The sequence below is a fragment of the Megasphaera jansseni genome (assembly GCF_047974155.1).
GTDB lineage: Bacteria > Bacillota > Negativicutes > Veillonellales > Megasphaeraceae > Megasphaera.
Genome location: NZ_JBHYRR010000008.1, coordinates 1 through 22,236, shown reverse-complemented (window position 1 = coordinate 22,236; position 22,236 = coordinate 1). Strand labels below are relative to the sequence as shown.

The window sequence follows — 22,236 nt, the reverse complement described above, 5'->3', positions numbered from 1 at the left end:
AGTGCGTACTTTTCAAAACCCTTTCTTCCCGGTATACTAGCCACATCAACAGAAACAATCAACTCAAACAGGAGGAATCATCATGAAAAGTATGAATCGCGTAACTTTTGCGCTCTTTGCATTAGCTACTACGTTTTTTGGAATTGGCATTACCGAATTTATTGGAGTCGGCGTCTTGCCACTGGTAGCCGGCGAGTTCAATGTATCCACCTCAACGGCAGGGGAAATCGTCTCGCTCTATGCTTTGGGCGTAGCCATCGGCGGGGTCATCCTGACGTCCCTGACAGCCCGTATTGATAAGAAGCGGGTTGTCCTGGCTTCCATCTTTCTTTTTATCATAGGTCATCTCTTCACCGGTATGGCCACTAGTTTTCCCATGCTTCTAGCTGGCCGTATCGTATCGGCTTCTGCCCACGGTCTCTTTTTCTCTTTGGCTTCCTCGATTGCCGTCAGCCTGGTAGCGCCTGAAAAAGCAGCCAGTGCCATTGCATTCATTTTCGGCGGCTTTACGGTTGCAACGGCTTTCGCGGCCCCGTTAGGGACGTACATCAGCGGGATATTCGGCTGGCGCATTCCCTTCTTTGCCATCGCCGCTATCGGTCTGATTGCCTATGGGCTGAATCATGCTGCCATTCCGGCCCAGGAACAGGCTAAGGAAAAGCCGGCTACCCTCCGGGCCCAGCTGCGCTTAGTAACGCATCCGCATGTTCTGCTCATGCTGGCCGTAACCATTTTGGGCTATGGCAGTACCTTTGCTAGTTTTACGTATCTTTCGCCTATTCTGCAACACATCACCGGTATTTCCGCCGAAAGCGTCAGCGCAGTTCTGGTCTTATATGGCGTTACCATTGCCATCGGCAACTATGTAGGCGGCCGTTTGGGCAATGGCCATCCCCTGAAAAGCCTGACGGGTATCTTCCTGGCCCAGGGACTGATGTTCCTCGGCTTTTACCTGGCTGTCCCCTATACTCTTCCCGGTATCGCTGCCATCGCAGGCATGGGCTTGCTGGCCTTCATGAGCATCCCTGCTCTCCAGTCTTATGTCATGCTCTTAGCCAAACGTCACGTACCGGAAGCGATGGACTTGGCCTCGGCCTTAAATATTGCATCGTTCAATGGCGGCATCTTTGTCGGTGCAGGGCTAGGGGGACTAGCCATCGACAACATTGGTTTATCAGCTACGCCGTTAGTCGCTGCCGTAATGGTTTTCCTGGCTTTAGGGCTGGTCCGCATATCCGTCTGGATGGACAAACGGGAAGTTTCCGGGGCAGCACAAAAAGCTGGCCGCATATCCTATGCGACCAGCGATTAAAGGCTTATTTATATGATTTTAAGGGAGGAAATATACGATGAAAACAAAAGGAATCGAACACGTCACCTTGACCGTACCTGATGTAGCCGCTGCTACCCGTTTCTTTGAGCAAGCCTTCCAGGCTGAAATCCTGTTCGATGGCCAGACGCCGGCTTATCCGCCGGTCCAGGGGCCTGATGCAGAAGCCATCTTCGGGATGCCCCGCAACGGCCGTATGGTATGGCGCCGCCTGCTGAATCTCGGCGGATCCAATCTGGAATTATTCCAATATGATAACACGCCGCACCAGTCATCTCCACACAGTTATGATTACGGTATCACCCATTTTGCCATCTATGTCGACGATTTAGCGCAGGCTGTCCATGACGTCGAAGCTGCCGGAGGATACGCCTATCCGGTCTATGATTCTCAGACGGGCCGTGCCAGCCGGCACTACCTCCATCAAGGCTGGGCCTATATCGAGACACCCTGGGGCAGTCTTATCGAACTGGTAACCTTTCCGACCTGAAATGCCTTTAGATAAAGTGGATGCGGCTGGGGTCGAACCGGTCTTCATGAGCTTTCGTTTCCGCCGGATAGCCGATGGGGAACAACGCAAAAGCCCGCTGGTCCCGCGGCAGGTCCAGGATAGCTTCAACCTGGGTCATCCGTTCTTCCTGCGGAGCAATACCGAGCCATACCCCACCTAAACCAGCGGCATCGGCAGCCAGCCATAAAAAGGTTTCGGCAATGGCCGTATCAATCTGGGCATAGACGGGAAAAGTGGCTCCCTGTGTACGATACGCCGTAATGATAACAGCCGGGGCCTGCGCCGCACAGCCTGCATAAGGGCTGACCTGAGACAACGCTTTCTTCCGCGCTTCATCCGTAACGATATAAAATTCCCAAGGCTGCTGATTTCCGGCAGACGGGGCTTGCATTGCCGCTTTTAATATCTCTCTTATCTTAGCTTCTTCAACCGGACGGTTCTGGAATTTCCGGATACTACTACGATGAAACATGGCATCCATACAAAGACCTCCTCGTATTATTCAATGAATCAGAAATTGAAATTTATTTCCAATTCATCATACGGGAATTCCCCTGAGAATACAAGTAGCCACTTTGAAGTAACTTAGTCTCGTTAAAGTAACCATGCCTCCCGGCACAGAGCCAAGGGGACGCCTGGAAAACCTGATACTGCCTCCCCAGTGGAATCAGCGGATATAGTAGACGCGGTCTGCTTTCCGCGGCGCAGCCGCAGGTATATCTCCCTTCGGATATCCCAGGATACAGTGGCCGACGCCTTCCCATTCGTCTGCCGAGAGGCCGGCCTGATCAAGAATTTTCTTCCCTAAAGGCGTAGTCATTTCTTCTTTGGCGCGATGGATCCAGCAGCTTCCTAATCCCAAAGCATACGCAGCCAGCATGAGGTTGCCCATGACCAGGCTGCCGTCATATTTTTCTTTGCCGTCCCCTTTCTTGCCGAGGACGAGGAGGACGACGGGCGCACCGTAAAAAGGATCATTGCCTTCCGGCCAGCCGCCAATCTGGTTGTTCAGTGCAGATAATTCGTCGCGCAGGGCTTTATTGGTGATGACGATGATTTTCGCGTTTTGCCGCCCCATGCTGCTCGGTGCATAAAGCCCGGCCTGGACGACTTCTTCAATCAATTCATCCGGAACCATTTTGTCTTCATAGCTGCGGATACTGCGGCGTTGTAACAAAGCTTTCATGATTTCGTTCATCTAAACGCGGACATTTCTCTTCGGTCAAAGAGGAATGCCTGCTTCACCTCACTTTCTTAAAATCTATAATTTCAACAAAAAAATATAATACAATGATTCTGATGAAGTAATATGCATTTTAGAAAGACAGGTGAGAAACGTGTCCACCTTACCCCAAACGATAAAACTTCATCGATCTGGTATAATTTATTATATAATGTAATTAGATATTTGTACAGCAACGCAAATTTTATAGAACATTTACATAGTTTATACCTTCCTTTGTTATGCTGAAAGAACTAGCATAGAAAAGGAATGATAGCATGAAAAAACTGACTTATGAAAATATTGCCCATGCCAAGGAACTGAATGTATATTTAGAACAAGGCAACAAGGTTCTCGATGCCTTGGGATATACGGACCATTCGCAAAAACATACGGCAAAAGTCGCAGTAACGGCCGGCAAGATTTTGAAAAAACTCGGATATGATGCCCATACGGTAGAATTGGTACGCATTGCCGGCTATATGCATGATTTGGGAAATAGTGTCAACCGCGTAGACCATGCACATACCGGAGCTCTCATGGCCTTCCAGTTTCTGCGCGACTGGGGTGCACCGCCAGAAGATATTGCCGCTATCATTTCGGCAATCGGCCAGCACGATGAACGGAGCGGCATTGCTTTCGACCCCATTTCGGCTGCCCTGATTCTGGCCGATAAGAGCGATGTCCGCCGGGACCGCGTCCGCAATACCGTGCCGGAAACCTTCGATAAACACGACCGCGTCAATTACGCCGCTTTGTCCTCGAAGCTTCACGTCGATACGCATAAGAAAGTCATTGTGCTGAATATCGAGCTCGATGAATCCATTTGCTCCATGATCGATTATTTTGAAATTTTTTCTCAGCGCATGCTCATGTGCAAGCGGGCTGCCGAAGTCCTGGGACTGCGCTTCAAGCTGGTAGCCAATGGCAATAAAATCGCGTAACGCCTAAATCGTCATATAATTAACATATAATATACATATTTTGCAGTATACTGAAAAAAAGGCGACACCTAATTTTTAAGCTTTAGGCATGTTGCCTTTTTCTTTTCCATGATACACTTATATTATGAGTTAAAACATGTCGTAGAGAAAGGAATCATGCATATGATACGTTATGGAAAAAGAACATTTCTCATTAGTATGATGGCCGGGCTGCTGGCTGTCTCACTGCTGGCTGCCGGATGCGGCAGTACCACACAGACGAAGAGCGCCGCCGTCTCGGTCAAAGCGATGAAAGTCATCCAACAGGATACGGCGGTGAGCCACGACTATTCCGGCCAGATTAAATCGACCAATGCCGTTACCATCAAGCCCCGCGTATCCGGAGAAATCGTCGAGAAATATTTCACTTCCGGCGACCCTGTTGAAAAAGGTCAGCCGTTGTACAAGATAGACGACCGTCAGTATGAATCGGAAGTCCTCTCGGCCAAGTCAAATGCCGACAAAGCCCGGACGACACTGACCAACTCCCTCGTCGATTTGAACCGCTACCAGCAGCTGGCTGCCTCCGGTGCCGTTGCAGAACAAACCCTGACCAACCAGCAGGCCACGGTAGACAGCAATCAGTCGAGCTATGACGATGCTAATGCTCTCTTGCAGAAAGCTCAGGAAAACTTAGACGATACCATTATCCGGGCACCTATTTCCGGCAAGCTCTCTGTCGATGATGTCCCGAACGGGACCTATGTCACGGCAGGCAATACGGCGCTGGTATCGGTCGGGTCTATCAACCCCATTTACGTCCAGTTCTCCATCAGTGAAAATGAATTCTTGAACTTCCGCACGGCCAACAATAAGGACAACAACGATGAGGAAGATCACACGCCGCCGACAGCCACGCTGACCTTGAGCAATGGCAAGAAATATGATGAAGTCTCGACGACGTATCAATTCGACCGGGAAGTATCGGACAGCACCGGTACGATTACGGTCAAAGCCCTCTTCAATAATGCAGACGGCGTTCTCCTTCCAGGGATGTTCGCCCGTGTCACCATGGAAGGCCAGCCTTTGAAGGATGCCATCCTCGTGCCTCAGCGTGCAGTCCAGCAGGTACTGGACCAGTCCTTTGTCATCGTCGTCGGCTCCGATAATAAATCCGTTGCCCGCGTCGTCACCTTGGGCGATCAGGTCGGCAGCTACTATATTGTCAAGAGCGGCCTCGACAAGGACGATGTCGTCGTTGTTGAAGGCCTGAGCAACTTGAAAGAAGGCCAGGATCTGGATGTCACGATGACGACCCCTGATGAACTGGGCTTATCGATGACTGCAACTGATTCGTCCAATTCCACTTCATCTGTATCGCTCACGGCTAAATAAGGAGGCGCGTCATGTCTAGTTTCTTTATCCGACGGCCGATTTTTGCCATCGTTATTTCCATCATCATCGTTATTTTAGGGGGACTGTCCCTTTTATCCCTGCCTATCGCCCAATATCCTCAGATTTCGCCGCCGACGGTCAGCCTGAGTACGACTTATACCGGCGCGAATGCGACTATCGTCAATCAGACGGTCGCCCAGGTCATTGAAGACCAACTCAAAGGGGTCGACGATATGTCTTACATGTCATCGACGTCGAGCAATGACGGTTCGTACAGTCTGTCTGTCGTCTTCAGTCTGGACAGCGATGGCAATACGGACTCCATCAACGTCCAGAACGACGCCAACCTGGCCAAGAACAGCCTGCCTAGTGACGTTCAGACGCAGGGGCTGACTGTCCGCAAGTCCTCTGGCGACATGGTCCTCATGGCCAATATCTATTCGCCGAACGGCACGTATGACCAGGCGTTCCTCAAGAATTATGCAGACATCTACCTGCTGGATAAAATCCAACGTATCGACGGCGTCGGCAACGTCAATACCTTCGGCTCCAGCTACGCCATGCGCGTCTGGCTCAATCCGGAAAAACTGGCCGAACGCGGCCTGACCGTATCGGACGTCATTTCGGCTATCAAAGAACAGAACCAATCGGCACCGGCTGGTACGATTGGCAGCCTGCCGGCTCCGTCGACGCAGGAAAAGCAGTATAGCGCCAAGGTCGAAGGTCAGCTTTCGACACCGGAACAGTTCGGCAATATCATCTTGAAATCCGCCTCGAATGGCCAGTTCGTCTACCTTAAGGATGTCGCCAACATTCAGACGGGGACACAGAACGAAAGCAGCAACTCCAAGATCAACGGGAAAAACGGTATCGGGTTCGGCATCCAGTTGTCCAGTGATGCCAATGCCCTGGATACGATTACAGAAGTCAAGAAGGTCCTGGAAGAAGCAAAGGAAACCTTCCCGCCAGACTTAGACTACACGATTGTCATGGATAATACCAACTTCATTACGGCGTCTATCAACGAAGTCAAGACGACCTTCGTCGAATCGCTGCTCCTGGTCATCCTCGTCGTCTTTGTCTTTCTGCAGAAATGGCGGACAACGCTCATCCCGGTCCTGGCCGTACCGGTGTCTATCGTCGGAACCTTTGCTTCCTTTAAGGTCCTCGATTTTACCATCAATACACTGACCTTGTTCGCTATGGTCCTGGCCATCGGGCTGGTCGTCGACGATGCGATTGTCGTCATCGAAAACGTCGAAGAGCATATGTCCAAGGATAAGCTATCAGCCAAAGACGCCACCGAAGCCGCGATGAAAGAAGTACAAGGTCCGATTATCGCGACGACAGCCGTCCTGGCTTCCATCTTCATCCCGGTCGCCTTTATCGGCGGTGTCACCGGCGTCCTCTATAAACAGTTCGCCGTAACCATTACCATTTCCGTCGTCATTTCGGCCTTTGTCGCCCTGACGTTGACACCGGCCCTGTGCGGCGTCCTTTTGAAACCGAACGACAAGAGTATCCAGGGCGGTCCGCTGGGCGCTTTCTTCCGCGGGTTCAACCGGATTTTTGACCGTTTCAAAGACCGTTACACGGGTAAAGTAGGCTGGATGATTCATCACTTGAAATACGCTGCCGTCTTCCTCATCCTGGTCACCGGACTCATGGGCATCTGCTACAAGGTCCTGCCGTCGACATTCGTCCCCGATGAAGACCAAGGGTTCTTCATGGCCAGCATCACCATGCCGGAAGGGACTTCACTGAACCAAACCATCAAGACCATCGATGCCGCGGCTGACGAAACGCGCAAGATTCCCGGCGTCAAAGACGTCATGACCCATGCCGGCGGGTCCACCTCGAATTCCGGTAATCTCTATGTCGCTTTGGATAACTGGGATGACCGCACTTCGAACGACCTCAGTGCCGATTCTATCATTGCGAAGTTCAATAAAACGGTCGTTCCCAATCATCCGGAAGCCAAAGTAGCGGCCTTCAATCCGTCTTCCCTTCCCGGTATGGGGATGGAAGGTGGCTGGACCATGCAGCTCCAGGATAATACCGGCCTGTCCGATACGGAATTAGGCAATGCTGCCACGCAGGTCGTCGCCGCCTGCTCACAGCGTCCGGAACTGTCCGGCGTCCGCACGAGCTATGCCACGAATACACCGAGTGTCGCCTATACGGTAGACCGTGAAAAGATCAAGAATCTGGGTATTGAGTTGTCCGACGTCTTCACGGCGCTGCAGGCAAACTTCGGCGGTTCTTCCGTCAACGACTTTACCCAGTTCGGCCGGTCCTATAAGGTCATCGTTCAGGCGGATACATCGTACCGCTCTCAGGCAGACAGCCTGAAATTCATTTCCGTCAAATCGTCGTCGGGGAAAATGGTTCCTCTCGATACCCTGCTGACCAGTTCCATGACGACGGGCCCGTCGTCGATTACCCGCTTTAACGGGGTCCGCAGCGTCACGATTCAAGGCAGTGCTGCCAGCGGCTACAGCTCCGGCGAAGCTATGGCGGCCGCTGAGGAAGCGGCTAAGAGCGTCATGCCGTCAGGGATGACCATCGAATGGTCCGGGCAGAGCCGTGAAGAAAATAGTTCCTCCAGCTCGACGATGAAAATTTTAATCATGGCCCTGGTCTTTGCCTTCCTCTGCCTGGCAGCTCTCTATGAAAGCTGGTCCATGCCGTTCGCCGTCTTGTTCACCGTGCCGACCGGTATTTTTGGTGCCGTCGGTTCGGAATACATCATCCGCCAGCTGGCAACCTTGTTCAATGCCAACGCCAGCGGCTTTTTGAACAGCGTCTATATGCAGATTGGCGTCATCATGATTATCGGCCTGGCAGCCAAGAATGCCATCCTGATCGTCGAATTCGCGAAAGAGCGTGTCGATAAAGGCATCGATCCCATGGAAGCCGTCGTCATCGCTTCTAAACTGCGCTTGCGGCCAATCCTGATGACCGCCTTTACGGCCATCATCGGCTGCCTGCCCCTAGCTTTTGCCAGCGGGGCCGGTGCCGGAGCCCGCTGCGGCATGGGCGTTGCCGTCGTCGGCGGCATGACCTTTGCAACCCTCTGCGGGTTGCTCCTCATCCCGGCATTCTACATCATTTCCGAAAAAATGGCCCGCAACTTCTGGAAAGCCACGGGCCTGAAACGAATCAAATTCAAATACCGCATGTTGAGGCGGTGAAAAAAGGAGCTGTCGCATCGCGACAGCTCCTTTCAAGTTGTTAGTGGCTAGTTGTTAGTGGTTAGCAGATGGGTTTAAATTTAAAGCTTTTCTTTGCAAACTACAAACTCTGTGCTACAAACTATAAAGTAAACGGGGCATCACATAATGGCAGAAACCTTCGTGTGCCCCCCTCCCTACTCATGTACGATGAGTTCCAGGATGTCTGGGCGGGTGTAGTGGCCGGCGGCGTCGAATTCCATGTGGCGCAGGACGACCTGGTCTATATCCAAGTCAGCGTAGATGATGGCTTCCCGGTCCCAGACGGGTTCCGTGACGTAATGGCCGCAGGGATCGATGATGCAGCTGCCGCCGCGGCAGGTAGTATCATTTAATGTTGCGACGGCTCCGCTTTCAGCCAGATCCGCCGGATACATATCTTTGGTGAAATACTGGTCGACGTTGAAGACATAGCAGCGCCCTTCGATGGCGATGTGCTTGATGGTATCCTGCCATTCCGGGTTATCATTGGTATTCGGTGCCAAATAGAGGCTGACGCCTTTCTGATAGAGCGCCGTCCGGGCCAGAGGCATATAATTTTCCCAGCAGATGAGCGAGCCCATCGGGCCCCACGGCGTTTGGACGATGGGGAAATACGTCGATGGGTCATGGGAATCAGCCCATATATAGCGTTCAGCCCCAGTCGGTTTGATTTTCCGATGGTGTGCCGCCAAGGTGCCATCGGGAGCAAAAATGACGTTGCTGCAATACAGGGAATACGTCGTTTCATCCCGTTCCGTAATTCCCAGGCTGACATAGGCTCCGGCCGCTTTGGCCGCTGCTGCGATGTCCTGCAAATCCTGGCTGACGACGACGGCTTGTTCATAATAGCGCTTCCAGTCTGCCCGTTCGGCTTCTGACCGGCTGCCGACGGTAAAGCCAAAAGTCAGCCCATAAGGATAACACGGAACCAGCGACTCGGGAAAGACGATGAGCTGCGCTCCATGCCGGCCAGCTTCTTCGATTTGAGAAGCTACTTTATGCAGTGTCGCCTGTTTATCGAACAATACGGGAGAAGCCTGTACGATGGCAGCCCGCAGTTTCTTTTCTAAATTTCGCATAGAATACCTCTTTATTCGTTATTTATACAAAATCAAGGCGATGAATTCCAACGGTTTATCGGTATTATTTTTCATGCCGTGCCATTCCCCATCGCCGCAGTAAGCGATATCCCCCGGTCCAACCTGAACGTGCTGGCCGTCATGGTTATAATCGCCATAGCCTTTCAAGATGAAAAAGGTTTCCGAATCGCCCTGATGCTGGTGATAGCCTACGGCACAGCCGGGATCCAGGATGGTTCGGGCAAAGACACGCCCTTTTCCATACATTTCATCTTCCCCCTGTAAAATAGGGCTCAATTTCAGATACCCTTCGCCGCCTTTAAAAGCCGGCAATTTCTTCGGTTCTTCCATATGACGAATAAAACTCATAAATCATTTCCCCCTCTTTTTAGTATGTAGCTGTATTATAGCGCAATTAGCGACGATTTTCCAATCGTTTCTTATCCCCCTCCATTGGCGTTTCCAGAAATAGGCTATACAGATTCTATCCCTCGGTTACGGACTATAAGGATAACGACAGTGCCGTCTTCGGACTGCTTTTGTTATCTTTTTTATATCACAAAGGCAGCCTGTGTATCGGTTACTGTCAATGAACTTCCGTTACGTATAAAAGCTTTATCATGCAGATGGAGTCCCGGATGGTACTTATGAAAAGGACCGCGGCGTAACCTTGAAGTATGCAGGGACTGGGGTTCCCTTTGGATGAAAAAAGTGATTTGTGGTGTGTGTGGATAGGGTGAGTGGGAGTGTGTATAGTGTTAAAATACCCGCTTCCGATAAAATATACTTTTTCGTGTCACACGCTTATTTATATATATCTATGGCCGTTGCTCATGCCATGGTCAGCCACCTATGGTTATAAAAAAAGGCGGCGCGATACGCCGCCCATCAAGACCGGATGATTGCAGTCCTTATCTGGCCTTACGTCTGTTGTTATGATGTCATCCCAAATCCCGGTATCTGGAAGATAGTGAGACTTTCAAGCCAGCTGTTTCCCAGATTCTATAAGACCAGCTGGTGAAATATCTGGCCGTCCATGTCTTTCCAAGTAAAGGTATGTCCATCCCAGAGCAGATAGCTGTGCGGACTGTTATCTTTAGGCAGGGACGTCGAACCGGGATTCAAGTAATAGTTATCCTGGCCGAAGGGCTGCCAGACCGGGACATGAGTATGGCCGTGGAGCAGGATGTCCCCGGGCCGCATGGGCGGCAGGGATTCTAAGTTATAGCGGTCGCCGTGGGTCGCATAGACGAGACGGCTGCCCTGGGTCAGGATGGCATACGTCGCCATGATAGGAAATTCTAGTACCATCTGGTCGACGTCGGCATCACAATTGCCGCGAACACAAAAGATAGAGTCCTTGACTTCGTTGAGCATAGCAAAGACTTCTTTCGGCGCGTAGTCCTTTGGCAGGTCGTTGCGCGGCCCGTGATAGAGGATATCGCCGAGCAGGACCAGGCGGTCTGCGCTCTCCCGCTTCCAGGCGTCAAGCATACGGCGGCAGTAATAAGCCGAACCGTGAATATCTGAAGCAATGAAGAATTTCAATTTATTTCGCCCCTTTCTTGGCATCGATGGCAGCAAAGACAGTACAGTAGTTGCCTTCCGGCGTCCGGCATTTCGAGCAGTGGACACAGCGGGCCGGCCGCAGATCTCCTTGAGCCCAGCGGCGGACCAAATCCGGTTCCGATAATAAGGGCCGGCTCATGCCGATACCGGCCAACTTCGAGGTCTTCAGGGCCGCTTCCATCTGCCGGGGATCCTTGAAGCCCCCCGTTACATAGACGGGCACGCTGACGGCTTCGGCAATATCCCTGGCATAGTCAAGGAAATAGCCGCCGTCGCGGATGACATGACCATCCCATTCCAGGCCGATTTCCTGCTGGGCCTTGCCGTGGATATTGCCACTCACTTCGATAGCGGCAATGCCCGATTGCTGCAAGCGCCGACAGATATCCAGCGATTCGGCAAAGGTCAGGCCGCCTTCAAAGAAATCGGAACAGGTAATCTTGATCCAAATCGGAAAATGGGTGCCCACGGTCTGACGGATGGCAGCGATGATATCGCCGACGATACGGTAACGATTCGCCGGCGAACCGCCATAAGCATCGCTGCGCCGGTTATAATAAGGGCTGAGGAACTGGTTGAGCAGGTACGAATGGCCACCGTGGATTTCGACAGCATCGAAGCCGCTGTCGCGAACGCGCTTAGCCGCCTGGGCATATTCCCCGATGAGGTGCTGGATGTCCGCCGGGCTCATGGCGACACCGACGGTCCCGGTCTTCCGTTCCGGCACGGCAGACGGAGCAAAAATGGTCCGACCTTCCCGTTCAAAAGTCGTCTTAGTCCCGCCATAGGCAATCTGCATCATGATTTTCGCCCCATAGGCATGGACGCGCCGGGTCAGCTCCTGATATTGCGGGATGAAAGCGTCGTCGTAAATGCCCATCATACCAGCATTGGGCCGGTCTTCCCCATCGACACGGGCATATCCCGTACAAATCAGGCCGACTTCGTTCTTGGCCAGCTGGTCATAAATCCGGTACTGTTTCTCTGACATATAACCCTTGGCATCAGCCAGGGCTTCCCACGTCGCACTGCGGAGGATGCGGTTGCGCACGGGCATCCCGGCGATGACGGCATGTTCTAGTAATTTCATAGAGAATCCCCCTCTTTCCTTATCTTTGCTTTTTAGTATACGGACTTTCAGAAGGAACTGCAAGCGGATTCTGCGGCAACCTGGCCAGCATCTCCGGCAAGGCCTGCAGGAAAGTCCGAGTCACCGGGGCCGGCTGCCGGCCTGGTAACGAAGCTATTCCCAATATCCGATAAACAGGCGGAGTCAGGGACCGGCTGACCAAGTCAAAGTTCAGGTGGTGAAGCAATAAATCCGGCATCAGGCTGATACCGAATCCCCCGGCTACCAAGGCCATGACGGAAAAATCATCATTCAGCCGATAGCGGACATGGATTTGGTTTCCATATGGCCGGACAGCCCGCCATAGGTCATCATCCGAACCTGCCAGCGGTACAATGAAGTCTTCTGACAGTAAATCCTCCAGGGATATGGCCGCCCGCCGGGCCAATGGGTGCTGCGGATTCATGAGGACTTTCATTTCATCCTGATATAAGGGGACATAAGCCAGTTTCCCTACAACGGCTTCGGTAAGGAACCCACAATCCAGCCGGCCATCGAGGATACCTTCCCGGATTTCGTCATAATCGCCGGCACAAAGTTCAAAATCGACATTCCGATAACGCTGCCGGAACTGCTGAATCAAGCCGGGAAGCCATTCGACCGATACACTAGTAAAAGTGCCAATACGAAGCGTACCGCTTACGACATGGTTGATATCTGCAATTACCTGAGCCAAATCCTGTTTCTGATTGACCAGCTGGCGGATGGGCCGGACCAATCTCTGCCCACCCGGCGTCAGGACCACGCCATGACGGCTGCGGCGGAATACAGGAAATCCCGTTTCCTTTTCTAAGGCAGCAATAGCATGACTCACGCCGGACTGTGTATAGTGAAGGATTTCAGCCGCATGAGTGATATTCCTTGTTTCTGCGACTTTTAAAAAAATTTCATACCGTTTGTGACCCGTATCCATGGCCCCGCCTCCTTCTTATCATGCAAGATAGTACTGTTTTCCATGAAAAACAGTCTCTTTTCTCATGGTTTATTTCTACTATAATGAATCTCAAAGGAAATAACAAGATAAAACCATTAAAAAGGAGACTTTATCATGAAATCTATTGTTTTAACACAGCGGCGGGCCGACTGGCTCTTGGCCGTCCTGGCGATGATCTGGGGCAGTTCGTATTTGTGGATGAAAATCAGCCTGACTGGCGTCCCCCCTTTCTTCCTGATTTTTCTGCGCTTTGGCATCGCCTTTGTCCTCGTCGCCGGTTTATGCCATAGCCGGCTCCGCCAGACCACGAAGCGTCTCTTAAAAGGGAGCGCCTTATTGGGCTTATTGTTATTTGCCGTCTTTGCCTGCCTGCTGCAAGGAATGGAAACGACGAATGCCTCTACGGCAGGCTTTCTGGTCAGTACGACGGTAGTCTTCGTCCCCCTCTTGCAAGCCCTGCTGCAACAGCAGCGTCCTTCCAGGACCATCATGGGCTGCTGCTTCCTTACCCTGACAGGGATTGCGATGCTCACCCTCCAGGAACAGCTGTCCTGGAATACAGGTGCCCTGCTCTGCATCGCCAGCGCCGTCTGTTACGCGTTGCAAATTTTGGAAACAGATCGGGAAATCCGGCTGACCAATGCCCTGCTGCTGGGAATCTGGCAGCTCGCCTTTGCCGCCGGCTATGGGCTCTTAGCCAGCTTATGCTTTGAAACGCCGGCCTTTCCGGCAACGGGACTGCAATGGGTTTCCGTATTGGGACTAGCCGTCCTGTGCAGTGCCTTCGGCTTCGTGCTCCAGCCCGTAGCCCAGGCCCACACGACGCCGACTCATACGGGCCTGATTTTTTCACTGGAACCCGTCTTTTCCGCGCTCTTTGCCTTCCTGTTCCTCCAGGAATGGCTTTCCCTCCAGGGCTGGCTGGGCGCCGCCCTGGTTTTAACTAGTGTCCTGCTAGCTGCCCGAAGAGCGGCCTGACACAGAAATGGCTTTTCATAACAGTTTGTTAACAACTGATCCAGTTTTCTTATGCCCTTTCTCATCCTGTGATACAATGACACTGAAATTCAATATTTATCATAAGACAAGGAAGTGCATCCTATGAATCATTGGAAACGAAAATTCACTCTGACCTGCTTATGTGCCGCGTTGACAGCCGGCAGCCTGGCCGCTGCCCAAGAACCGCGGATTGCCGCAGCGGCGCAGATGGCCATAGGCAACGCCTACGCCCAAGGTGATGGTGTCGAAAAAAATCCTCAATTAGCTCAGGAATGGTACGATAAAGCCCGCATTTCTCCGGGGATGGATAATGACATCGTCGACGGAGTCACCCAAATCGATACATCCTCTTATTGGACGCCTGTCCAGAACATCGATTTTTCTGCCAAACACGACGTCCTCATCAAGAACAGCGACGGCTCTTATTCGCCCATGGATGAAGCCCATTATGAGTCCGAGAAAATTGCACCCGGGACCTGGAAAATCCGCTCCGACGGCGATTACTGCTATCTCCTGGAAGGCGATAAGATTGCCGTCATGATTGACTGCGGCTATGGTGCCGGCAACATCCGCGACTATGCCCAGACCTTGACGAAAAAGCCCGTAAAATATGTCATCAATACGCACTATCACTTCGATCATACGGCCAATGACGCTTACTTCGATGCCGCCTTCATGACAGCCGTCAGTGTCCCTTATGCGACGGTACCTTATGACAGCTTCCAGGGCGTTTCTTTCCCGCGCAATTACCCAGTCATCACCGTCACAGACGGCTATAAGCTGAACCTGGGCAACCGGGAACTGGAAATCCTGACCATTCCTCACCCGAACCATGCCCTAGGCGGCCTGGCCATCCTCGATGCTTCGCGGCGGATTCTCTTTACCGGCGATGAATTTCTCTTCCCATCCAAAGTCGTCCTCAATATCTCTTTAGCCGATTTTGCGGAAAACATGGAACACTTGAATCGTGTCCGCAGCCAGTTCGACGTCCTCTATGGCGGTCCCGGCAAAAAGGAAGGTTCCGTCTTTGACGCCTATTATAATGCGGCCATGTATGGCATCTCGCCAGCCATGAAATACACCGTAGACGCTTCTTCGGACCAAAAACGGCCACAGCAAACACTGACAGACGAAGCGGGCCATACCGTCTACGAACGGGGACGCGTCCGTCCTGGAGATGAAACGAAAAATGCTCCCGAAATCATCCCTCAGGGGCAGCGCGCTTCGTATACGTATGATGGATTTACGGTGTCCTTCATCCTTCCAGCGAACGGACAACCGTAGCCAGTCGCCTGACAGCCCGGCGGAATTCTTCGGGCGTCGTATAGGCATAGGACAGGCGCAGGGACCGGGTATGGCAGCCGGAATAGATATCGCCGGGATTGATGAGGACGCCAGCAGATACAGCTTTGCGAAAGAGCAGTTCCATCGATAATCGGCGGCGGAATGTAAGCCAGATATAGAAGCCGCCCTGCGGTACCTGCCAATCAGCCATGTCCGCAAAGACTTCAGACAGCACCTGGCAAGCCGCCTGACAACGCCGCTGTAATTCGCGCCGCAGTCCATCCAGATATTGGGCATAACGGCCACTGGTCAGGAACCGGGCCAATACCTGTTGGGACAGGGAGCTGGCGCCATAGTCGATCTGCATCTTGACATCGCCTAACCGCTGCACGACCGGTTCCGGCGCAATCATCCAGCCAATGCGCAGTCCTGGCGCCAGGGATTTTGAAACACTCCCCAGATAGAGGACCCGGCCGCCAGGATCCAGGCTTTTCAGGGACGGCGGCGGCGCTCCCTCAAAGGTCAGTTCTTCATAAGCCCCGTCTTCAATGATGGGCAGGTCATAGCGGTTGCATAATTCCAGGAGCTGGATGCGGCGCCGACGGCTTAGGGTCCGGCCTGTTGGATTATGGTTCGTCGGAATGGTATAGAGGACGCTGTTGCCTCTATCCGAAGACTGGCGTAAGTGTTTTTCCAGGGCTTCCAGGGACAGGCCCTGGTCATCCATGGGCAGGCCGCAGAGTCGGAGATGAGCAGACTGGAAGACCTGGAGCGATTTGACATACGTCGGATCTTCGATGTAGACCGTCGCCCCGCCGCGGAGAAGGCCAGCCGATATGAGCTGGAGTCCCTGCAGGGCGCCAGACGTAATCAGGATGGACGACGGCGCTACCGTCAGCCCCCGCTTCCGGGCATAGTCTGCCAGGGCCTGACGCAGGGCGGGCATCCCCAGGGGCTCGACATAGCCCAGGGACCTGATGGTATCGGCGACTTCCCGCAGGGTCTGGCGGAAAGCATCCCGCGGAAACAGCCGGGGATCCAGTTCGCCCGTACCGAGACGGACCAGGCGTTCGTCGAACTCTAAGGTATTGATGGCTTGGACAACATCCTGATTGGCCCGGAAATAGCCAGCCGTCATGTAGCGGTTCCAATCCGGCTGGACCGGCAACCGCAGGGACCAGGCCGTACTGGCTACGACCGTACCCTGGCTTCCCCGGCCCTGGAGTATGCCCGCTTCCAATAGCGGCTTTAATGCCTGATTCAGGGTACTCCGGTTCACTTGGAAATGCCGGGCCATATCGCGCTGAGACGGCAGGCGCGTCCCGGCCGGCCACTCACCGCTTTCCATTTTTCCATACATCCATTCGAGGATCTGCCGATATACGGGCACGGGCTGCGCCGGGTCTGGATGCCATTCGATCTGCACGGGAATATGCCGCTTCATCACATCGTCTCCTTTTTGGTTGGTATAATTCATGTCGCTTTGGCGGGTTGGAATCCTGCATAGCTCTGTTATACTGTGATTATACCACACGACCCAACCTGCTTTGGTTGGAAAAGGAGGCTTTTTTATGTTCTTTTTTCAAGGTCTGACCATGGGGCTGGCTTATGTCGCCCCCATTGGCATGCAGAATCTCTTCGTCATCCATTCGGCCTTATCCCATTCCCTGCGCCGCGCCATTGGGACGGCCCTTATCGTCTTATTCTTCGATATCAGCCTGTCACTGAGCTGCTTTTACGGCATTGGCACCCTGCTGGAACATCTCCCCTGGCTCAAAGCGGTCATCCTGGGCGCGGGCACGCTGCTCATCCTTTACATGGCCTATGGCATGATCCGCCAGGCCCCGGACACGCTGGCGCTCCAAGACCAGCCGGCCTCCCTGGGCCAGACCGTTTCCAAGGCCTGCATCGTCACTTGGATGAATCCTCAGGCCATCCTGGACGGTACGATGCTTCTCGGTGCCTTCCGCATCACCCTGCCCGCTGCCGAAGCCATGACCTTCCTGACGGGCGTCCTCATGGCATCGGGCCTCTGGTTCCTCTCGCTCACAGGCTGCGTCGCCGCCTTCCGTCACGCCATGACGCCCCGCATCCTGCGCGCCATCAACGTTCTCTGCGGCACCGTGCTCCTGCTGTATGGCCTTCACTTAGGCTATGCCTTTCTCAAGCTATATTAGGCCTGGGACGAATCCTCCATGATATGGAGGATAGCTGCGTCGGTATGGGCCATGCCCTGCTTGCCGATACGGGCCATATGGCGGATACAGGCTTCAGGCGTCTCCGCACAGATACCGTCGGTCACGCGCAGCGGCGCATCGTGGATGGCCGTCAAGGCACTGAGGACAGCGGCGGCTGAACCCGTTGCAACTTTTAAGGCGCAGCCGATTTTCCCGCCATCGCAAATCATGCCGGTAACGGTCCCCGTCATATTGCGGACAGCAAAGCCGATTTGTTCATCCGTTCCCCCCAAGAGATAGGTCATGGCAGCCGCTGCCGCCGTCGATGAAGCCATGACGCAGGAACACATGGGCGATAATTTTCCCACATAGGCATTGATATAGCGGTTGATGAGATGGCCCAAGGCCAAAGCCCGTAAGGTTCGTTCCGGAGAGGCGTCGACCGCCCGGGCCATTTCAGCAATCGGCAAAATGACGACGAGCCCCTTCGTCCCTGCGCCGGAACTGCTCATGGTCGGAAGGGGACAGCCATCGAGGCGGCTTTCAGCGGCTGCCGTCACCTTCAGGAGAATCCGGTTCAGCAAATCGTCGGAAAGCCGGGAAGTCCCGGTTTCCTGCCGCAAAGCCGCAGCTAAGCCCACGCCGGCTGGATGGGTTTGGGAATAAGCTGCCAAGGTTTCATTCATGGTGATTCCCTCTTGTAAAAAGGCGATATCCGCTGCCGGAAGGGCATCGACGGCAGCCCGGATTTCCGCCAAGCTCATCTGCTGCAGGGCTTCGATAGAACGGTCATTTCCACCGGCTAGAACCGCCTCCGGCTGCTGCAGGCGAACCCGCCCTTTCGTTTCCCAATAGACGATGCGGGTATGGGCATCTTGGATGATGCACAGGCCATCACCGCCGGCCGTATGGATGACACACTTGACATACAACCGTGTTTCCCCTTCTGCCAGGCTGACCGAAACACGGCCCTGATCGACCAGATTTTCTGCCTGTTTGACCGTTTCTTCGCTAACGGCATTTAATAGTTCCAGTCCGGCTTCCGGATTTTTGAGGACGGCTCCCAACGCCGCTGCATAGGGCAGGCCGACATGGGGACAATGTGGAATCCCGGCTGATTTTCCGTTTTTGTAAATCCCGGCGTTGACCTGGACTGTTATGGACTGCACGGGTTCCGATAAATCCAAAGCTGCCTGTGCGGCACATAACGCCACACAAACCGGCTCGGTACAACCTAACGCCGGTACGACGTCCTGCCGTAATAAAGTTATGATTTCCTCTGCTGTAAGCATATGCTTACCCTCCCTTTACTGATTGTTCAACCCTTTTTCGATATCCGGTCCGACGCTGGCTTCCCAAGCTGCGAAGTCCTTCGTCCCCGTCATGACATGCCACGATTTGGCTCGATATAGATGACGGTATAATTTCCGATAATTCGGATCCGATGCGGCCAGTTCCTGCATGACATCCTGACGGGCCGCCAAGAGATACTGCGGTACGCCCTCTTGCGAAGCCGGTTTCAGGGCGGCCAGCATGAAAGGCTTGGACGTCAATAAGGCCACTAATTTTTTAGCCGGTTCCACCTTCTTCGCAGGAATCCGGGAAGAAATGCTGACATAATCGACATAGGCCGTCGCCACGTCCGGATGTTCACAGCTGGAAATGGCCTTGACGTCTGTATGGTCTCCCTGTCCTAAGCGGACGATGGCACTCATCGCTTCCGGATAGGCATATAACGCCCGGCCATGGCCCCGGGCAAACCATTCAGCCCGCGTAAATTCATTGCCATCATCGTAGCGCCCGGTTTGTGTCCCTGTCATAGCGTATAGTTCTTTCAGATAATGCATGGCATCGGCTTGAACCGTGCCCATGGCCGCTGCCGGGACAACTTTTCCCGTATGGTCCTGGAGAATCGTGTAATACTTCATTTCATTATTCAAACTGAAATCGGCAATGACGCCTTCATCCCGTCCAGGCAGTAACGCCTGGGTCTTACGTGCTCCAACGGCATCATAGAGCTGCTGCATCGTCTCAACGCGGGACAACGCCGCATCGTCCTTACGGTAAAACAAAGTATCCATGCAGACCATCTGGGGGATACCATAATACGTTTCCTGTGCCGACGCCTGTTCTAAGGTCCATGCCGGATATGCCGAGGATTCCGGAATCGTTTTCCCTAGTGGATACAACAGCCCCTGTTCGATATATTGCGGCGCATACAGCGCATCGAATACAAAAACATCACTTTTCGGTTCTTCAAAATAGCAGTCCCAATCCACGAACTGCAGTGCTACATCGGGTTCGATAGCTTGCCATTGTGCTGTCAAAGCCGTTTCAAAGGCCTTGATATCGGGAACATACTTAAACAATCCTACGGTCAGTACCTTTTTGTTCGTTTCCTGTCCTGGTTCACTGGCCATCCCGGTCACCAAAGTCATCATAGAAAAGGCTACAATTAGAACGATACGAAATAATCGGTGTCTCATATCCTTATCCCCTTCAAAATAAATTAGCCGTCAGGCAAAACCCTGCCAGCTAATTTACATTGTAGCATATGTTATTATGCGTAGTCACTTTTACTTTATAGTTTGCAACACAGAGCTTGTAAAGTGCGTATTTTCTATTTCAGACATTCTATGCTATAGTGAAAGGAAACGATGGGCTATCGACTCATCCAAGGCTAAACAGGAACGAAAAAGTATTCACTAAAAACTAAAAACTACAAACTGCAAACTGAACACTCAAAAAGGCACTGTCTTCATACGACAGTGCCTTTTTATTACTGCACAGCCCGTTTCCGGCTCATCCACAGACCAGTGGCGATGACGCCGGCTGCCAGCAGGGCTTGAAGCGTCATCGGGGCCCAGGAACCGGCTAACTGCTGCACCATCGTCCCTAAGATTTTATCGTGACCAATCATGGAACCGGCCGTCCAGCCCAGCAGGCCGGCTCCGGCATAGAGAATGACCGGGAAGCGGTCCATGAGCTTGCCGATGACTGTACTGCCGCCGACGATAATGGGGATACTGATGAGGAAGCCGCAGGCGACGAGGAGGAAGCTGCCCTGTGAAGCACCGGCAATGGCCAGGACGTTATCGACGCCCATTGCCGCGTCGGCAATGATGATGGTCTTAACGGCTCCCATGAGGCTGTCCGAAGCCGTCACGATCTCCTCGTGGTCTTCCGGAATCAGCAATTTCACGGCAATGGGCAGCAGGATAAGTCCGCCTAAAGCCTGTAAAAAAGGAATGGTCAGCAGCCAAACGGCCAGGAAGGTCATGAGCAGGCGGATGACGACAGCCCCGCCGGTCCCGATGAGGATGGCTTTCCGGCGCAGATTGGCCGGCAGCTTATTGGCCGCCATGGCGATAACGACGGCATTGTCGCCGCCGAGGAGGATGTCCAGTAAAATGATAGAACCTAAAGCCATAAAAAATGGCATCGACAAGATTTCCATAATATCTCCCTCTTTCTCTAAAAAACAAAAGAGACTTCCGCATGGTATCAGTAAAACTGGTATCATGCGAAAGTCTCACCTATTGCAATAGCAACGTTGCCACCAGCCGGTCGATGACGGCACGATGTTGATGACAACCAACGAGAAGGTTACTCCCCTTCGCGATTCAATTGTAGGTTTAGTATAACAGGCCGCATCTGCCTTGTCAACCTCATTTTCCTTCACAAGAACGAATATCGGTGACGACCTGGCGGTAAGCCTGTATGAGGATATCGAAATCGAGCTCATGAGCTACGCCGGCATATCCTTCCTTTAAGCAGGCTGCGGCTTCCTGCGTCTTCGTCGTAAAAATATAACACGGCTTCTGCGCCTGCTGGCAGGCTTTCAGGATACGGGCTTCCGCAGCCAGGAAATCGGGATGGGTGAACTGTCCCGGCAGGCCCAGGGAAGTCGACAAATCAAAGGGACCGTTGAACCTCTCCCGCTTATAGAAGCGGGAGATTCTTGAGAAGGTTGCTGTTTAAGTTTCCTCCTGAAATCAGGATAGCCTTATTCTCAAAGGGCTGTCCAAAAGCCCCTTACACAGTTCCTCGAAATCGAAGTTCTGCTTACTTTTGCGGAGTATATTGGCGGCGCCGTTGATATCGGCATTGGCCGTCCTGCCGTTGGCGAAACGGTACAAGCCGCGCCGGACTCGTTTTCCGCTGAACGTTCCTGTATAGGGAGCATCCGGCTGGTATACGGGAATGTCGTCCAAATCCAGGCAGCTGGCCTGGGAGGTATACGATTCTTCTTGTTCCAGATAGGTTATCCCGTAGCGTTCACACAGGTGTTTCAAGGTGCTGCGAAGATAGCTCAAATTGATTTGAGTGAAATGCTGATTCGTCACTTTACCCAGCTTCAGTTCTCGTTTGAAATCCCGGTTATAGCCGCAGACAAGGGTCCCTATCTGATGGTCAATGCAAAAATCGAGGATATAGCGGGCTGTCTTGCGAAGGATGTCCTGCATCTG

General features: G+C 52.9%; 21 protein-coding genes. 8 read left to right on the top strand and 13 right to left on the bottom strand.

Annotated elements, in window-relative coordinates; all coding sequences use genetic code 11:
• Window positions 1–82: 82 nt before the first annotated feature.
• Window positions 83–1,312 carry an MFS transporter gene (locus ACE418_RS04485; protein WP_416449489.1) on the top strand — a complete coding sequence of 410 codons (1,230 nt, stop codon included), beginning with the start codon at window positions 83–85 and terminating at the stop codon, window positions 1,310–1,312.
• A gap of 37 nt (window positions 1,313–1,349) precedes the next feature.
• Window positions 1,350–1,820: a VOC family protein gene (locus ACE418_RS04480; RefSeq protein ID WP_416449488.1), complete on the top strand. Its 471-nt coding sequence runs from the start codon at window positions 1,350–1,352 to the stop codon at window positions 1,818–1,820.
• Between the two features lie 7 nt (window positions 1,821–1,827).
• On the opposite strand, the gene ACE418_RS04475 is transcribed toward ACE418_RS04480, so the two are convergent.
• On the bottom strand, window positions 1,828–2,322 hold the full coding sequence (locus ACE418_RS04475) for a nitroreductase family protein (protein ID WP_416449487.1): 495 nt from the start codon (window positions 2,320–2,322) through the stop codon (window positions 1,828–1,830).
• Between the two features lie 186 nt (window positions 2,323–2,508).
• Entirely contained in the window at window positions 2,509–3,027 is a 519-nt protein-coding gene (locus tag ACE418_RS04470) for a nitroreductase (RefSeq protein ID WP_416449486.1), read from the bottom strand.
• Window positions 3,028–3,341: 314 nt separating this feature from the next.
• On the opposite strand from ACE418_RS04470, the gene ACE418_RS04465 reads away from it, so the two are divergent.
• The 3 genes from ACE418_RS04465 to ACE418_RS04455 all read left to right on the top strand — a co-directional run bounded on the left by ACE418_RS04465 (window position 3,342) and on the right by ACE418_RS04455 (window position 8,575).
• On the top strand, window positions 3,342–4,007 hold the full coding sequence (locus ACE418_RS04465) for an HD domain-containing protein (RefSeq protein ID WP_416449485.1): 666 nt from the start codon (window positions 3,342–3,344) through the stop codon (window positions 4,005–4,007).
• A gap of 198 nt (window positions 4,008–4,205) precedes the next feature.
• Entirely contained in the window at window positions 4,206–5,381 is a 1,176-nt protein-coding gene (locus tag ACE418_RS04460; RefSeq protein WP_416449484.1) for an efflux RND transporter periplasmic adaptor subunit, read from the top strand.
• A gap of 11 nt (window positions 5,382–5,392) precedes the next feature.
• Window positions 5,393–8,575: an efflux RND transporter permease subunit gene (locus ACE418_RS04455; protein ID WP_416449483.1), complete on the top strand. Its 3,183-nt coding sequence runs from the start codon at window positions 5,393–5,395 to the stop codon at window positions 8,573–8,575.
• A 176-nt stretch (window positions 8,576–8,751) separates the two neighbouring features.
• Here the strand turns inward: ACE418_RS04455 and ACE418_RS04450 are convergent, their stop codons facing one another.
• The 5 genes from ACE418_RS04450 to ACE418_RS04430 form a co-directional block, all read right to left on the bottom strand.
• Complete coding sequence (locus ACE418_RS04450) at window positions 8,752–9,675, bottom strand: carbon-nitrogen hydrolase family protein (RefSeq protein ID WP_416449482.1); 924 nt, start codon at window positions 9,673–9,675, stop codon at window positions 8,752–8,754.
• Window positions 9,676–9,693: 18 nt separating this feature from the next.
• Window positions 9,694–10,044, bottom strand: a complete 351-nt coding sequence (locus ACE418_RS04445) for a cupin domain-containing protein (protein WP_416449481.1) — start codon at window positions 10,042–10,044, stop codon at window positions 9,694–9,696.
• A 633-nt stretch (window positions 10,045–10,677) separates the two neighbouring features.
• Entirely contained in the window at window positions 10,678–11,223 is a 546-nt protein-coding gene (gene yfcE, locus ACE418_RS04440) for a phosphodiesterase (RefSeq protein ID WP_416449480.1), read from the bottom strand.
• A 1-nt stretch (window position 11,224) separates the two neighbouring features.
• On the bottom strand, window positions 11,225–12,334 hold the full coding sequence (locus ACE418_RS04435) for an NADH:flavin oxidoreductase (RefSeq protein WP_416449479.1): 1,110 nt from the start codon (window positions 12,332–12,334) through the stop codon (window positions 11,225–11,227).
• Window positions 12,335–12,353: 19 nt separating this feature from the next.
• A complete protein-coding gene (locus ACE418_RS04430; RefSeq protein WP_416449478.1) occupies window positions 12,354–13,286 on the bottom strand; it encodes a LysR family transcriptional regulator in 933 nt (310 codons plus the stop codon).
• 135 nt (window positions 13,287–13,421) lie between these two features.
• Here ACE418_RS04430 and ACE418_RS04425 point away from each other — a divergent pair, with 135 nt between their 5' ends.
• Both ACE418_RS04425 and ACE418_RS04420 read left to right on the top strand, forming a co-directional pair.
• The gene (locus ACE418_RS04425) at window positions 13,422–14,285 is read left to right on the top strand and encodes a DMT family transporter (RefSeq protein ID WP_416449477.1); all 864 of its coding nucleotides are present in this window, start codon (window positions 13,422–13,424) and stop codon (window positions 14,283–14,285) included.
• A gap of 123 nt (window positions 14,286–14,408) precedes the next feature.
• Entirely contained in the window at window positions 14,409–15,590 is a 1,182-nt protein-coding gene (locus ACE418_RS04420) for an MBL fold metallo-hydrolase (RefSeq protein ID WP_416449476.1), read from the top strand.
• Here the strand turns inward: ACE418_RS04420 and pdxR are convergent.
• On the bottom strand, window positions 15,562–17,034 hold the full coding sequence (gene pdxR, locus ACE418_RS04415) for a MocR-like pyridoxine biosynthesis transcription factor PdxR (protein ID WP_416449560.1): 1,473 nt from the start codon (window positions 17,032–17,034) through the stop codon (window positions 15,562–15,564). The two genes, ACE418_RS04420 and pdxR, sit on opposite strands and share 29 nt — an antisense overlap.
• A 127-nt stretch (window positions 17,035–17,161) precedes the next feature.
• On the opposite strand from pdxR, the gene ACE418_RS04410 reads away from it, so the two are divergent.
• Complete coding sequence (locus ACE418_RS04410; protein WP_416449475.1) at window positions 17,162–17,767, top strand: LysE/ArgO family amino acid transporter; 606 nt, start codon at window positions 17,162–17,164, stop codon at window positions 17,765–17,767.
• Here ACE418_RS04410 and ACE418_RS04405 read toward each other — a convergent pair.
• The 5 genes from ACE418_RS04405 to ACE418_RS04385 all read right to left on the bottom strand — a co-directional run.
• Entirely contained in the window at window positions 17,764–19,059 is a 1,296-nt protein-coding gene (locus ACE418_RS04405) for an L-cysteine desulfidase family protein (protein ID WP_416449474.1), read from the bottom strand. The genes ACE418_RS04410 and ACE418_RS04405 overlap by 4 nt on opposite strands.
• Window positions 19,060–19,074: 15 nt before the next feature.
• Window positions 19,075–20,253, bottom strand: coding sequence for a thiamine pyridinylase (gene bcmE, locus ACE418_RS04400; protein ID WP_416449473.1), 1,179 nt, complete (start codon window positions 20,251–20,253; stop codon window positions 19,075–19,077).
• 293 nt (window positions 20,254–20,546) lie between these two features.
• Complete coding sequence (locus ACE418_RS04395) at window positions 20,547–21,197, bottom strand: TerC family protein (RefSeq protein WP_416449472.1); 651 nt, start codon at window positions 21,195–21,197, stop codon at window positions 20,547–20,549.
• A gap of 238 nt (window positions 21,198–21,435) precedes the next feature.
• Window positions 21,436–21,681: an HpcH/HpaI aldolase family protein gene (locus ACE418_RS04390; protein ID WP_416449471.1), complete on the bottom strand. Its 246-nt coding sequence runs from the start codon at window positions 21,679–21,681 to the stop codon at window positions 21,436–21,438.
• Between the two features lie 81 nt (window positions 21,682–21,762).
• On the bottom strand, window positions 21,763–22,236 hold a 474-nt coding region (locus ACE418_RS04385; RefSeq protein ID WP_416449470.1), incomplete at its 5' end, for an IS200/IS605 family accessory protein TnpB-related protein.

Bases quoted from the DNA above. Each gene is read 5' to 3' on its own strand.
- ACE418_RS04485 (WP_416449489.1), top strand. From the start codon at position 83: ATGAAAAGTATGAATCGCGTAACTTTTGCGCTCTTTGCATTAGCTACT.
- ACE418_RS04480 (WP_416449488.1), top strand. From the start codon at position 1,350: ATGAAAACAAAAGGAATCGAACACGTCACCTTGACCGTACCTGATGTA.
- ACE418_RS04475 (WP_416449487.1), bottom strand. From the start codon at position 2,322: ATGGATGCCATGTTTCATCGTAGTAGTATCCGGAAATTCCAGAACCGT.
- ACE418_RS04470 (WP_416449486.1), bottom strand. From the start codon at position 3,027: ATGAAAGCTTTGTTACAACGCCGCAGTATCCGCAGCTATGAAGACAAA.
- ACE418_RS04465 (WP_416449485.1), top strand. From the start codon at position 3,342: ATGAAAAAACTGACTTATGAAAATATTGCCCATGCCAAGGAACTGAAT.
- ACE418_RS04460 (WP_416449484.1), top strand. From the start codon at position 4,206: ATGATGGCCGGGCTGCTGGCTGTCTCACTGCTGGCTGCCGGATGCGGC.
- ACE418_RS04455 (WP_416449483.1), top strand. From the start codon at position 5,393: ATGTCTAGTTTCTTTATCCGACGGCCGATTTTTGCCATCGTTATTTCC.
- ACE418_RS04450 (WP_416449482.1), bottom strand. From the start codon at position 9,675: ATGCGAAATTTAGAAAAGAAACTGCGGGCTGCCATCGTACAGGCTTCT.
- ACE418_RS04445 (WP_416449481.1), bottom strand. From the start codon at position 10,044: ATGAGTTTTATTCGTCATATGGAAGAACCGAAGAAATTGCCGGCTTTT.
- ACE418_RS04435 (WP_416449479.1), bottom strand. From the start codon at position 12,334: ATGAAATTACTAGAACATGCCGTCATCGCCGGGATGCCCGTGCGCAAC.
- ACE418_RS04430 (WP_416449478.1), bottom strand. From the start codon at position 13,286: ATGGATACGGGTCACAAACGGTATGAAATTTTTTTAAAAGTCGCAGAA.
- ACE418_RS04425 (WP_416449477.1), top strand. From the start codon at position 13,422: ATGAAATCTATTGTTTTAACACAGCGGCGGGCCGACTGGCTCTTGGCC.
- ACE418_RS04420 (WP_416449476.1), top strand. From the start codon at position 14,409: ATGAATCATTGGAAACGAAAATTCACTCTGACCTGCTTATGTGCCGCG.
- pdxR (WP_416449560.1), bottom strand. From the start codon at position 17,034: ATGAAGCGGCATATTCCCGTGCAGATCGAATGGCATCCAGACCCGGCG.
- ACE418_RS04410 (WP_416449475.1), top strand. From the start codon at position 17,162: ATGTTCTTTTTTCAAGGTCTGACCATGGGGCTGGCTTATGTCGCCCCC.
- ACE418_RS04405 (WP_416449474.1), bottom strand. From the start codon at position 19,059: ATGCTTACAGCAGAGGAAATCATAACTTTATTACGGCAGGACGTCGTA.
- bcmE (WP_416449473.1), bottom strand. From the start codon at position 20,253: ATGAGACACCGATTATTTCGTATCGTTCTAATTGTAGCCTTTTCTATG.
- ACE418_RS04395 (WP_416449472.1), bottom strand. From the start codon at position 21,197: ATGGCTTTAGGTTCTATCATTTTACTGGACATCCTCCTCGGCGGCGAC.